This window comes from Nitrospinota bacterium (assembly GCA_016235255.1).
In the GTDB taxonomy this organism is placed as follows: Bacteria; Nitrospinota_A; UBA7883; order UBA7883; family JACRLM01; genus JACRLM01.
The window spans coordinates 1-12,824 of the sequence record JACRLM010000057.1; the positions used below are offsets into that span (position 1 = coordinate 1).

The window sequence follows — 12,824 nt, forward strand, 5'->3', positions numbered from 1 at the left end:
AATCCATTCTTCCCTTGCCAGTTTTCCCGTTACCGTTTACTCTTTTCATGTGACCTCCTTGCTTTCCGTTGTTTTCGTTCAAAAACATGGTAGCAGGTGAGGTCATACCTTCGTTTCAACTAAGTTTAGGACACTTTCCCGTTTTTTGGCTACTTGTTAAGAAGCCGGTTGACGGAACCATCCAAGTTGTTTGTTTTGTTTGCGGGTGTTTTGCCTCCGGTAATTTTGCAACTTTTGACCACGTACAGTGTCTGGGGCAGTGTTGTAATTTACACTTATAAAGGTGAGGGGTTTACAGGCGGGTTGACTGGTATTGTCGGCGTACTTGCAAGCTCCCATCATGGACTGTTCGTATTCCATCCATGGTATTTGGTATTGCTGGCGTTGAATGTTTATGGGGCCGCAAAATATAAATCCACCAGATATCTCAATATTGTCGCCATTACGGTATTTGTTTTACTTTGGATCACGAATGGCACATGGGGATGCTGGTTGTTTGGAGCTTCTTTTGGCAGCAGGGCTTTTATTGAAACCTTGGTTCCTCTGACTATGGGCGCGGTGGCTGTAGCGTCACAGCCAGCGGTGATAACCGCCGCTCTAAGTTCCAGGAAGGCAATTTACGCGGCAATAATTTTTCTGCTTATGCTGAATATGTACACTTGGCGAGGATTTTTGAAAGTGCGCTACGACCCATGCGGGGAGCACTCATATAGCGATGTCTTTCTGTGGCCGTTAAAAGAACGGCCAAGAATAGTTTGTGGCGAGGAAAGAAAGTAAAATTTTTCCTTGTCGCCGCCAACGGAGACGGCGGATACACCATGTTCAGCCTTGGACATCGTGCACAGTCCCCGGCTGGACATTCACCTCACTATCGTCGCCGCCCGGCTCTGCCCCGTTGAGATGATGCCAACCGGAGCGCCCATAAGTTTTTCCACCCGGTCTATGTACCGCTTGGCGTTGTCCGGCAGCTTGGCGTATTCCGAAACGCCGGAGGTTGAGCATTTCCAGCCGGGATGGGTCTCGTAAACTGGTTTGCAGGCCGCCAGCGTCTGCGTGTCCTCCGGGACGTGATCGAGCTTTTTGCCATCCGCCTCGTATCCCACGCACACTGGAATCCCGGCAAATTCGTCCAGCACGTCAAGCTTGGTGAGCGCTATGGAGGTGACGCCGTTTAATTCCACCGCGTATCGCCCAACAGGCGCGTCCAGCCAGCCGCAACGGCGCGGGCGGCCCGTGGTGGCGCCGTATTCGCCGCCGGTCTCGCGCAGTCTCTCGCCGAACCCGTCGGTAAGCTCGGTGGGGAACGGCCCTTCGCCAACACGGGTGGTGTACGCCTTCATTATCCCGATCACTTCCTTCACCGCCGTGGGGGGTATCCCCAGCCCGGTGCAGGCTCCGCCGGACGCCGCCGGAGATGAAGTGACGAACGGATATGTGCCGTGGTCAATGTCGAGCATTGTCCCCTGCGCCCCTTCGGCCAGCACGTTCCTGCCGTCGGCCACCGCCTGGCGCAGGAACCGGCCGCAGTCGGCCACCATGTCTTTTATCCTGCCGGCATAGCCCATGTAGGTGGCGTGGATTTCGTTCACGTCCGCCCGTGTGGAGCCGTACAGCTTTTCGAAAAGCACGTTTTTCTGCTCCACCGCCGCGGCAAGCCTCGCGCGGAAATAGTCCGGCTTGAAAAGGTCGCCAACGCGCAAGCCGGTGCGTGAGGCCTTGTCCGCATATGCCGGGCCGATGCCCCGCCCCGTTGTGCCGATTTTGGACCCGCCGGAGCGCGTTTCGGAAGCCTTGTCCATCATCTTGTGGTACGGCATGATAAGGTGCGCCCGGTTGGAGATGAACAGCGATCCGGCGATTTTAAAGCCCCGCTTCTCCAGCCCGTCCATCTCGGATATGAGCGCCTCCGGGTCTATCACCACACCGGCGCCGATCACGCATTTTTTTCCTTCGTGCAGGATGCCGGAGGGGATAAGGTGGAGGATATACTCCTCCTTGCCGACTACCACCGTATGCCCGGCGTTGGCGCCCCCCTGGTAGCGGGCAACGATGTCCGTCCGCGCGGTGAGGATGTCCACGATCTTTCCTTTTCCCTCGTCGCCCCATTGGGTCCCGATAACAACCGATACTGGCATGTTTCCCTTCCTGAATGCTTATACGTTTTTGCGCGCGCGCGCGCCGATTGAACGCAATAGTTTCTCCACTGTCATCACTTCGGCGGAGCCTGTGGCGGTGTCTATCAGTTTCACCCGGCCTTTGGGCTCCCCTGCCACGGCCACTTTGGCCATCCGCATCTGGCGGGCGTATTTAACCGCGCCGGGTATGGATCGCCCGGCCAGGTCCCGCGCCACTTTCAGCCCCTTGCCCCTCAGCGCCGCCGCAAGCTTTATGGCCGCTTCGCCGGACTTTGCCGGGCCGGTCACCAAAACGTCCGCCAGCGTCCAGCCCTCATCTTTGGCTGCGCCGGCGGTGTTGTCCAGTATGGCGTTTAAGTCCATGGCAAAGCCTGTGGCCGGCCTCCCTTCGCCGTAAAGCGACAGAAGCTGGTCATACCTGCCCCCGGAAAGGACGCTGCGCCCGATCCCGCCTGCAAACCCCTCGAACGTCACGCCGGTGTAATAGCCCAGCCCGCGCGTTTCCCCAAGATCCATCGCCACAAAGTCCGCCACGCCGTACCTTTTCAGGTCGTCGGCCACCCGGCGCAGCTGGTCTATGGCCTGCCGCGATCCGGCGCCGAATACGGGAGCTTTGCGAAGTATCCCCGGCCCGCCGAAAAGCGACGGGGCCGAAAGCAGCGCCTTGCGCGCGGCCCCTTTGGCGTTCGCCCCGTCCAAGGCGGCGGCAAGTTCCCTGGTGTTCTTTTTCGCCAAAGCGCGTTTCACGGCGTTGCGCGCCACGCCGTCAAGCCCAAGGGCCTCCATGGCGGCGGTGATGTATCCGATATGGCTCACGGCTATCTTCGCCTTGCCTGGGATGAGCTTTTGAAGCGATTCGGCCGCCAGCGCGATGATCTCAGCGTCTGCCGAAGGGGAGTTCACCCCGATAAGCTCCGCCCCGGCCTGCAGAAGCTCCATTCTGTTGCCGGTCCCCGGCGCGGCGGATCGGTATACCGTGGCCACATAGCAAAGCCTTATTGGGGCCGGTTTGCCCGCCAGCGCCGTCGCCGCTATGCGGGCGATCTGCGGGGTCACGTCCGGGCGAAGGGCGAGAGGTTTGCCCCCTCCCGCCGGATCGGTGAACGTTATCACACGTTTCATCGCTTCCGGGTCCAGCCCACGGGCAAGGATGTGGAGGAACTCCATGGAAGGGGTCTCCACCCGGCAATATCCCCACCGCTCGAAAAGGGACAGCGCGTCCCGCTCGAGCCGGCCTTTCGCCGCGGCTTCGCCGTACAGGAGGGCGCGAAGCCCTCTGGGGGCGTCCCTCATACCCGGGCCAGCCTCACCTTGCGGATGTTTGGTATCTTCTCCATCTCGCGGATGTCATCCGGGGTGGGGGGGGTGTCCACCGTGACGATGGCCATGGCCTTGCCCCCCATCTCCGTGCGGGACAGCTCGAAAGATGCGATGTTGATGCTCTTGCCGCCAAGGAACGTGCCGATGGCCCCGATGACGCCCGGCTTGTCGTTGTTAGTGGAGACTATCATGGCGCCGGACAGCCGCGCTTCCAGGAAAAAGTCGTCCAGTTTCACAAGCCTTGGCTCCTCCCCGGCGAAAACCGCCCCTTCGGCGCTCACCTCGCCGCCGTCGGTGACCAGTTTTAGCCCCAGCAGCGAAGCGAAATTGCGCTTCACCGAGCTTGTGGTGGCGGTCACCTCGATTCCCCTCGCTTCGGCCAGGAACGGGGCGTTCACAAAATTCACCGTCTTGCCCACGTAAACTTCCAGTATCCCTTTTATAACCGACTGGGTGACGGGCCCTTGCCCCAGCGCCGCCAGTTCCCCCATGTAGGTGACCTCGATCTTTTTTAGCCCCCCCTCGGCTATCTGCGCCAGGAACGCCCCGATCTTCTCCCCGAGGGCCACGTATGGCCGCATCACCGGGATAAGCTCCGGCGCTATGGAGGGGACGTTCACCGCGTTCTCTATTATCCCCGTGGTGAAATAGCCGGCCACCTGCTTGGCGATTGCCACCGCCACGTTCTCCTGCGCCTCGTAGGTGGACGCTCCAAGGTGGGGAGTGGCGACCACTTCGTCAAGCCCCACAAGGGGCGAGTCCGCCGGCGGCTCCTTGCAAAAAACGTCCAGCGCCGCGCCGGCCACCTTCTTGTCCCGTATCGCCTCCGCCAGAGCCTCCTCGTCCACAAGGGCGCCCCGGGCGCAGTTTATTATCCGCACCCCTTTTTTCATCTTGCCCAGCGACTCACGCCCGATAAGCCCCTTCGTCTCCGGGGTGAGGATGGCGTGCACCGTTATGAAGTCCGACCGCGCGTAAAGCTCGTCGAGGGTCACAAGCTCCACCCCCATTTTCTCAGCCGCCGCCGCGTTTATGAAAGGATCGTGCCCGATCACCTTCATGTCCAGCCCGTGGGCGCGACGCACCACAAGCGACCCTATCCTGCCAAGCCCGATCACCCCCAGCGTCTTGCCGGAAAGCTCGCTGCCCATGAACTTTTTTTCCCACTTGCCAGACTTCACCGAGGCGTTGGCCAGCGGTATCTGGCGGGACAGCGCCATCATCATGGCGATGGTGTGCTCCGCGGTGGTGATGGTGTTCCCCCCCGGCGTGTTCATCACCACTACGCCGCGCTTTGAGGAGGCCTTCACGTCCACGTTGTCCACCCCCACGCCGGCCCGGCCGATCAGCTTTAAATTGGCGGCCGCCTCCACCACCGCCTCGGTCACAGTGGTGGCGCTCCGGATGATCAGCGCGTCGTAGGCCGGTATGGCCGCGATAAGCTCCTCCGGCTTCATCCCGGTCTTCACATCAACTGTGAAACCGGGCGTGGCGCGCAGGATTTCAAGCCCCGTTTCAGAAAGCTTGTCGCTGACGAGGACCCTTATGCCGGCCATTTACATGTACCTGGCGTTGAGCACAGCCTGCGCCGCGCCGACCCCTTCGCCCCCGGCGGCGCCGTATCCGAACTTGGCCAGCGCCATCTCCAGCGAGCTTAACGCCACGATCATGTCGTAAGTGTCGAAATAGCCCAGGTGGGCTATGCGCACGATCTTCCCCTTCAGGTCGTCCTGGCCGCCGGCGAAGGTCACCCCGTAATTGTCCCTCAGTTCTTTGAAAAGCTTGCTCCCGTCCACCCCTTCCGGAGTGAACACGCCGGTGGCCGAATTTGCCGGAGCCAGCGGAGCCAGCGGTTTTAGCCCCATTGCGGCGGTCCCTGCCCGGATGGACCGCGCCATAAGATCGTGCCGGGCGTACACGTTGGGCAGCCCCTCTTCGAACATCATTTCCAGCACCTTGCGCAGCCCAAGGATAAGCGATACCGCCGGTGTGTAGGCCGTGGTGTTGTCCTTCATGTTCTTGCGCTCCCGGGCAAGGTCGAAATAAAACTTCGGCAGTTTCGCGCTCTTGCTCTTCGCCCACGCACGCTCGGAAAGGGCTATGAAGGCCAGCCCCGGCGGAAGCATCATGGCCTTCTGCGAGCCGGTGATAAGCACGTCTATCCCCCACTCGTCCATGGGCATGTCCACCACACCCACGGAGGTGATGCCGTCCACCACAAGCAACGTGTCGCGCCTGGAGGTGATTTTCGCGATGTCCCTGATCGGATGGGCCACCGTCGTGGAGGTCTCCGACCCCTGGGTGAGCACCGCCGATATTTTGGGATTTCTGTTAAGCGCTTCCTCTATCGCCTGGGCGAACACCGCCTGTCCCCAGGGCACGTCCAGCCATTCGACGTGGACCCCGTACGCTTCGGATATTTTTCCCCAGCGCTCGCCGAACTTGCCCCCGTTGACCACAAGCGCCGTGTCCCCCGGAGAGAACAGGTTTGTCACCGCCGCCTCCATCGCCCCGGTGCCGGAAGAGGCCAGCATCATCACCGGCTGGGCCGTGCCGAAAACTTTTTTTATCCCATCGGCGCACTCGGCGAAAATCGCGGAGAACTGCGGGGTGCGGTGGTGCATGATCGGTTTGGCCATTTCCAGCAGGACTTCTTCGGGCACCGGTGTGGGCCCGGGCGACAACAGATACTTCTTTTTCATGGGCGGAAAGTCTCCATTCGCTTCTAATGCGGTTTTTTAACAAGCGTCCACCCCGTTCCTTTGAAAATACGCCGGAGGGGGCCAAGGCCACGCAACCCGGTAGATTATAACGGCGCGGTCAATTCTTTTCCACAACAACCGTTCCTGCGATTTTGTCGTGGAAGGTCTGCCTTCTTTTGTCGAAAAGGGAGATGATAAAGCCGGCGTAAAGGAAAAGTCCGCTGATGTAATACCCTATCGTCCGGGCAAGCGCCCTGCCTATGGATATGGGCGCTCCATCGGCCATGACCACCTGTATCCCCAGAAGGTATTTGCCGAAGGTTTGCCCGCTCAATCCTTGGCTTAGGGTGAAATACCCAATAAAAACAATGTTGTAAAACCAGAAGGCAAGCCAGAAAAGTGGCCACACGTCCCCTGCGCCGGAGAAAAAGTCCACAGTGGAAAAGGAAATCACCATAAGGAACAGGATCGCCGCCGAAACAATGCAATTGTCTATAAAATAAGCGAAAAGGCGGCTTGCGAACGGTGAGTATTGGAGGATTGGAGGCGGAGCGGGCTGGAAAACAGTATGCCCGGAGGCGGGAATGGGCGGAACCGCGCCGCTGGAAATGATTTCTTCCATCAACGCCGGTCGGTCAGAATTTCAGGCCCAGGTCGTCATCGCCCAATTTAAGGTCGATGTCCCCCAGGTCTATCTCATCTCCCTGCTTTTCGCCTCCCCCTTCGCCGAAAAGGTTCTTGTCGTCCAGCGACAGGTCCAGGTCGGCGAACTCATCCTCTCCACCGGCCTTCTTTTCCGGCGCCGGAGCGGACGTCCCGGGCTTTATTTCCAACGTGGAGTCTGTGTCGAAATTAAATTCAATGCCCGTGAGCGCTTCATCGCCGATGACCACCTGCTCGTTTGCGGGCTGCGCCGCACTGGAGACCTGCGTGACTTCATCTTCGAGCGCGTCCAGCGAAAGTGATATCTCCCCGCCGCTTTCTTCCGTCCCGGCCCCGGCCTGGCCGCCTGTATCGTCCAGGTTTATGGAAAGGCCGCCGCCCTCGCCCAGTTCGTCCCCCAGGTTCAAGGAGAATCCGCTGTCAGAGGCGATTTCGCCCAAATCCGCGCTTCCTACCTGTATTTCGGAGGCGGCCTCTTCTTCCGGCGCGGCGGAAATCTCGGGTATTGCTATGTCCCCTCCGCCAAAGTCGAGCGCCATTTCGTCAGTCCCGCTCTCAGCGAAGGTGGCGGCGGCAGGCTCCTGGTCCTCGATGACCACATGCCCGCCAGTGTCCGATTCGGAGGCGAACCCGAAATCCCCGGTGTCAAATGTGGACGCGGCCTGTTCCGCCTCCACGGCGGCCGCCGGGCCTCTTTCAACGAAAGTGAGTATGCCGAGGGAAACAGGCTCCAGGTATTCAATGCCAAACTGGGATTTGTGGGAGCTCAAGTCTTTCGAGCATTTGCGGCAGGTGTTCAAATACTCGAAGCTCACATAGTTGCAGTGAGGGCATTTCATGGGCTATTTCCCCTTCGGTCTTTTTATTTGGATATATTTTACCGATTAATTATTATATAAATAATTGAAATAGTCAACATTAGTGGGATAAATGCCCGATTCGGCCAGTGTCACCGGAGCCTTGGGAGAGGTCGACCTTCAGACCGTCAACACGATCGGACGTCTGATCACCTCCAAGCTGACCCTCAAGGAAATGGTGCGTGAAATCGTCCAGAACCTCGGCAGGGTGATCGAGACGGACGAGGTGAACGTCGTCCAGTATGACGGGCAGCGGCGGGAACTCAAATTCCTTGCAAGCTATTTCGCCGACGGGTCGAACCTGAAAAGGCCGGAGGTCTATCCCCTCTCGGACGGGATGAATTCCTGGATAATCAAGAACCGGACGCATCTGCTGATAAAAAGCGACACGGTGGCCGAATGCGCCGCCCTGGGCATACGCCACGGAGGAAGCCCGGCCAAATCGTGGCTCGGGGTGCCGTTGCAGTTCCAGGAGGAGGTTGTCGGGGCGCTATCGATACAAAGCTACGGCAAGGCGGGGCTTTATGACGAGAGGGCCATCGCGCTTCTTTCCACGGTGGCGGCCCAATGCGCCGTGGCGATGGAAAACGCCCGGTTGTACGAAGAGGTCCTGGAGCGGGAGATAGAAAAGGAGCGTCTTTACTTTTCATTGACGCACGACCTGCTTTCGCTGGTGAGCCCCGTGTCCGGCTTTGCGAGGCTTTTAAAGGGCCTGCCGCCGGAAACCCCGCCGGAGAAGGTGATGGAGCTGGCCACATCCCTTGTCAACTCCACAGCGCGCATCACCCGGTTCGTGGAGGACATACTGGTGTACGCCAAGATAAAATCGGGGAAGCTGGCGCTCAATATCGAGCGGGCAGACGTTTTCCGGGCGCTGGTCCCGGTGATATCGCACCTGGAGCCGGAAATGAAGATGCGCCGCCTTACGTTCTCCATCAACGGCATGAAGGCGGGCCTGGGCCAAGCTCCCACCCTGGGCGCGCTTGAGGCGGACTTCGACGTGGCGCAGATGGAGCGGGTATTTTTGAACCTTGTGGGCAACGCGGTGAAATACGGCCAGTCGGAAATATCCGTTGAAGTAAAGCAGGAGGGGCAGGAGATAATCTGCTCCGTGCGCAATGACGGCCATGGCGTGGCGCACGGCCAGGTGGGCCTGTTGTTCGACGAATATTACCAGGCGGGGGTGAAAAACAGGGGGGTGGGGCTGGGGCTGCCGACGGTCAAAAGGATCGTCGAACTTCATTATGGCCACATCACGGCCACGTCCGCCGAGGGAAAAGGATTTGGGATAGAATTCAGATGGCCCAGGACATTGGCCGACAGAAGGGAATTGGAGAACGTCAAGGCCGGCAACATGTGATGTGTTCATGAGCGAAGTTTTGTATAATTGCTTTTAGGGAGGCATGTGATATATGGACAATCCTATCAGGCAGGAAACTGTTGTCCTGCCGGGCGGAGTAATTGAAATCCGTTCGACAGGACTTGAGCCGGGATCGCATGTCGAAGTGATTATCTGCCCAAAAGACGCAAAGGCCACTCAAAAGAGGACGTTGAGCAGCCTTATCGGCGCCGGGAAGGGGGCGTTCAAGACTTCTGATGAGGCAGACGCATTTATTCGTAAATTGCGGGACGAATGGGAATAGGCGCAAAGATAAAAGGGGGCAAGGTCTATCTTGACGCCAATATCTTCATTTATCTGCTTGAAGGGCATCCCAACCACCAAAAGGTGATTGGCGAGCTTTTTCGAATTATCGACGCCGGAGGCTTGGCCGCGTTCACAAGCGAGCTTACGCTGATGGAAACCCTTGTCAAGCCGATGATGGACAATAATGAAGCGTTGGCAAACTTGTATATGGGCGCGCTTGAGACTTCTGATTCCCTGCACATAGAAAAAATCGGCCGTGATATCTTGATCGAGGCCGCGCGGCTGCGCGCTCAATCTCCAAGACTGCTCCTGCCGGACGCAATTCACGCGGCGACTGCCTTGGCGTTAAAATGCGGCGCTTTGATCACAAATGACAAAAAGTTGAGGCCCATTTCCGGCATAGATGTGGTCTTGATCTCCGAAGCGTCGGATGAGATGGATGAAACGGTGGCACTTCAACCATGACAGTAAAAGAAAACATCCTGGTCGTTGACGACGACCTCAACTCGCTCCAGGTGGTGGAGCAGTTCCTCAAATTGAAGAAATACGAGGTGACCCCCTGCCTCACCTTCGGGGACGCGAAGCGGGAGTTCTCCCCCGGCCTGTTCGACGCCGCGATACTGGACTATTACATGCCCGACACCACCGGGCTTGACATGATGCGCCAATTGCGCGAGACCGATCCGGACCTGCCGGTGATAATACTCACAGGCGAGCGGGACATAAAGATCGCCGTGGAGGCGATGAAACAGGGGGCGTTTAATTATATTTTAAAGCCGGTGGACCCGGACGAGCTTTATTCAGCGCTGGAAAACGCCGTGCGCACAGGCAAGCTGGTCCGTGAAAACCGGGAACTCAAGCACGATCTTAAGACTCGGTACAAGTTCGGCTCCATCGTGGGGGCTTCCGGCAAAATGATGGACGTTTACGACATGACCGCCCGCGCCGCTCGCGTGCGCTCCACGGTCCTCATCACCGGGGAGACAGGCAGCGGCAAGGAACTTATCGCCCGGGCGATCCATTACAACTCCGACCGGGCGGAGAAGCCCTTCGTCCGCGTCAACTGCGCCGCCGTGCCGGAAACGCTTTTGGAGGCGGAGCTTTTCGGGATAGAGAAAAACGTGGCAACCGGGGTGGACGCGCGCATGGGAAAATTCGAGGCGGCCAACGGCGGCACGATATTCCTGGACGAGATAGGGGACATGGCCATGCCCACCCAGGCCAAGATATTGCGCGCCATGCAGGAGCGGGAGGTGGAACGCGTGGGCAGTCACACCCCGCGCAAGGTGGACATCAGGATCATCGCCGCCACAAACCGCGACCTTGCCAGGGCCATCGAGGAAAAGGAGTTCCGGCTGGACCTTTTCTACCGGCTCAACGTGCTGGTGATCCACCTGCCGCCGTTGCGGGAGCGCAAGGAGGACATACCCGAGCTTGTGGAGCATTTTGTCAAAAGGTTCTGCGATGAGAATTGCGCGGCGTTGAAAAAACTGGCGCCCGAAACATTAAGCGCGCTTATGGCGTATCCGTGGCCGGGCAACGTGCGCGAACTGGAGAACACCATCGAACGCTCCGTGGTGATGTGCGACGGTGACACCATAGCGGTGGAACATCTGCCGGCGGCCATCCGCCATAACGCGGGCGCCACGGCTACTGCTCATGTTCCCCCCGCCGCCGATGTGCGCGACCTGGACCGTGCGGTGGAAGAGTTCGAGCGGGGCATCATCCTTTCCGCCCTGGAGCGCAACGACTGGCGGCAGAACAAGGCCGCCGCCGACCTCAACGTCACCGAACGGAGCATGTGGTACAAGATCAAGAAGCTTGGGATAGAGGTGAAAAAGGAGAAGGAAGGGGAGGAGTGAGGAGGTGAAAGTTACATACAACACGCAAGTGGATGTATTGCGTATTGTCCTGAGCAATTCCAAAATCGAGGAAAGCGACGAGGACAAACCTGGCGTGATTCTGGATTACGACAAAGAAGGCAACATCGTCGGCCTTGAAATACTTGACGCGTCCAAACGCACGGAGAATCCCCGTGCTATGGATTACACTATAGTTCAGGAATAGCTGGCAACCGCTCCCTCCCACACCGTCACGGCGCGTCCCGTAATCAAAACCCGCTCGCCGCGTATCTCCACAGTCAACTCCCCTCCACGTTTTGAGACTTGGCGGGCGTTAAAAGAAGTTTTGGCCAGCTTGCCGGCCCAGTATGGCGCCAGGGCGCAATGGGCGGAGCCTGTGACCGGGTCTTCGTTTATCCCGGCGGCGGGGGCGAAAAAGCGGGAGACGAAATCAACGCCCGCCTCGTCCCCTGCCGCTGTGACGATCACGCCGCGCATGGGGATTTTGGCGAGGGCCACGAAATCAGGCGATATCTCCCGCACGTCCGGCGCGCAGCAAAGTTCCACAAGGTAATCGGGCCCGCCCCTCTCCACGTTCATCGGATTGACGGCGCAAAGCGCCGCGATAAGCTCCGGCTGCGGCGGGCAGGGTTCTGGTTTTGCCAGAGGGAAATCCAGCGTGATGCCGCCGTCTGTAAGCGATGCAACCAGCGCGCCGCTCCGGGTGTTGAAAGTGATCGGTTTTGATTTGTCCGCCCGCCCTTTTGTCCAAAGCGCGTGGGCCGCCGCCAGCGTGGCGTGGCCGCAAAGGTCCACCTCAACCGTTGGGGTCATCCAGCGCAGATTGAATTCGTTGCCGCCGGTCTTGATCGGGAACGCCGTCTCCGAAAGGTTCATCTCCCCCGCCAGCGACTGCATCCAGCCGTCCGGAGCCGGTTCGTCCAGCAGGCACACCGCCGCCGGATTGCCGGAAAACGGTCTTGATGTGAAAGCGTCAACGCAAAGGATGGGGATGGATTTCATGTTTTTATCAGACGTATTGAAGGACTGGCATGACGATATTTCGTTATCATTACTTTAAGAAGTTAATGATAACTTTATAGCGTCCTGTATTATCGTGCAAGCTCCGCCGAAAAGCCCTCTTCGGCCATCGCCTTCTCAAAAACCGGGTCGAGCTTGGCGCATTCCCTCGCCAACCGCCGATGCTCCACTTGCGCAATCTTTTCCTGGACAGCGGCCTGAATGGCTTTGCTCCGGTTCGGGAAAACGTGTTTCTTGACCAAATGGTCCAGCCTGGCAAGGACCTTTTCATCCAAGCTGAGGGCGATTTTTGCTGTCCGCATATTATGTTCCAGTATAACAATTATCAAACAGTCTTATTCCTCTTCAAGTCAGCAATAAATTCCTTGAAGTCCATTTGCCCGATGCCGCACAAAATATGCCTAGCTCCCCACACAATGCCAATTGTAGTTGATTTTAATCTGCCGGAGTAAATGCCGACTAAATAACCCTCTTCATTGAAAAGAGTCAATCCCTTTTTTAGTTGAAACTCCCGGCATGACCGTCACGCCGCTTTCACCATTATCTTCCCCGCCAGAGCCCGTTTCATGATCTCACGCAGTTCTGGCAGGTGTTTATAACCGCTCACTTTCCTCAACCTG

The 12,824-nt window shown here is 58.3% G+C and carries 14 protein-coding genes; 6 read left to right on the forward strand and 8 right to left on the reverse strand.

Features of this window, described 5'->3' with window-relative positions:
- The first annotated feature begins 168 nt into the window (after positions 1–168).
- On the forward strand, positions 169–777 hold the full coding sequence (locus HZB29_07200; protein MBI5815382.1) for a hypothetical protein: 609 nt from the start codon (positions 169–171) through the stop codon (positions 775–777).
- 83 nt (positions 778–860) lie between these two features.
- Here HZB29_07200 and HZB29_07205 read toward each other — a convergent pair whose 3' ends face one another.
- The 6 genes from HZB29_07205 to HZB29_07230 all read right to left on the reverse strand — a co-directional run bounded on the left by HZB29_07205 (position 861) and on the right by HZB29_07230 (position 7,659).
- Complete coding sequence (locus HZB29_07205; GenBank protein MBI5815383.1) at positions 861–2,135, reverse strand: adenylosuccinate synthase; 1,275 nt, start codon at positions 2,133–2,135, stop codon at positions 861–863.
- An 18-nt stretch (positions 2,136–2,153) separates the two neighbouring features.
- Complete coding sequence (hisZ, locus tag HZB29_07210) at positions 2,154–3,428, reverse strand: ATP phosphoribosyltransferase regulatory subunit (protein ID MBI5815384.1); 1,275 nt, start codon at positions 3,426–3,428, stop codon at positions 2,154–2,156.
- Complete coding sequence (locus tag HZB29_07215; GenBank protein ID MBI5815385.1) at positions 3,425–5,002, reverse strand: phosphoglycerate dehydrogenase; 1,578 nt, start codon at positions 5,000–5,002, stop codon at positions 3,425–3,427. The genes hisZ and HZB29_07215 overlap by 4 nt, the downstream gene beginning before the upstream one ends.
- A gap of 9 nt (positions 5,003–5,011) precedes the next feature.
- Complete coding sequence (locus tag HZB29_07220) at positions 5,012–6,157, reverse strand: alanine--glyoxylate aminotransferase family protein (protein ID MBI5815386.1); 1,146 nt, start codon at positions 6,155–6,157, stop codon at positions 5,012–5,014.
- Between the two features lie 118 nt (positions 6,158–6,275).
- A complete protein-coding gene (locus HZB29_07225; protein MBI5815387.1) occupies positions 6,276–6,779 on the reverse strand; it encodes an RDD family protein in 504 nt (167 codons plus the stop codon).
- A 13-nt stretch (positions 6,780–6,792) separates the two neighbouring features.
- Entirely contained in the window at positions 6,793–7,659 is an 867-nt protein-coding gene (locus HZB29_07230; protein MBI5815388.1) for a hypothetical protein, read from the reverse strand.
- A gap of 91 nt (positions 7,660–7,750) precedes the next feature.
- Here HZB29_07230 and HZB29_07235 point away from each other — a divergent pair, with 91 nt between their 5' ends.
- The 5 genes from HZB29_07235 to HZB29_07255 are packed head-to-tail and all read left to right on the forward strand — an operon-like array spanning position 7,751 to position 11,389.
- Positions 7,751–9,037 (forward strand): GAF domain-containing protein, encoded by a 1,287-nt coding sequence (locus tag HZB29_07235; GenBank protein ID MBI5815389.1) that lies wholly within the window; start codon positions 7,751–7,753, stop codon positions 9,035–9,037.
- 52 nt (positions 9,038–9,089) lie between these two features.
- Complete coding sequence (locus HZB29_07240) at positions 9,090–9,320, forward strand: hypothetical protein (GenBank protein MBI5815390.1); 231 nt, start codon at positions 9,090–9,092, stop codon at positions 9,318–9,320.
- A complete protein-coding gene (locus tag HZB29_07245; protein ID MBI5815391.1) occupies positions 9,311–9,787 on the forward strand; it encodes a type II toxin-antitoxin system VapC family toxin in 477 nt (158 codons plus the stop codon). Before HZB29_07240 ends, HZB29_07245 begins: the two co-directional genes overlap by 10 nt.
- The gene (locus HZB29_07250; protein MBI5815392.1) at positions 9,784–11,184 is read left to right on the forward strand and encodes a sigma-54-dependent Fis family transcriptional regulator; all 1,401 of its coding nucleotides are present in this window, start codon (positions 9,784–9,786) and stop codon (positions 11,182–11,184) included. Before HZB29_07245 ends, HZB29_07250 begins: the two co-directional genes overlap by 4 nt.
- Before the next feature lie 4 nt (positions 11,185–11,188).
- Positions 11,189–11,389, forward strand: coding sequence for a DUF2283 domain-containing protein (locus tag HZB29_07255; GenBank protein MBI5815393.1), 201 nt, complete (start codon positions 11,189–11,191; stop codon positions 11,387–11,389).
- Here the strand turns inward: HZB29_07255 and HZB29_07260 are convergent.
- Positions 11,380–12,186 (reverse strand): PhzF family phenazine biosynthesis protein, encoded by an 807-nt coding sequence (locus HZB29_07260; protein ID MBI5815394.1) that lies wholly within the window; start codon positions 12,184–12,186, stop codon positions 11,380–11,382. The two genes, HZB29_07255 and HZB29_07260, sit on opposite strands and share 10 nt — an antisense overlap.
- Positions 12,187–12,275: 89 nt before the next feature.
- On the reverse strand, positions 12,276–12,506 hold the full coding sequence (locus HZB29_07265; protein ID MBI5815395.1) for a ribbon-helix-helix protein, CopG family: 231 nt from the start codon (positions 12,504–12,506) through the stop codon (positions 12,276–12,278).
- Positions 12,507–12,824 lie beyond the last annotated feature (318 nt).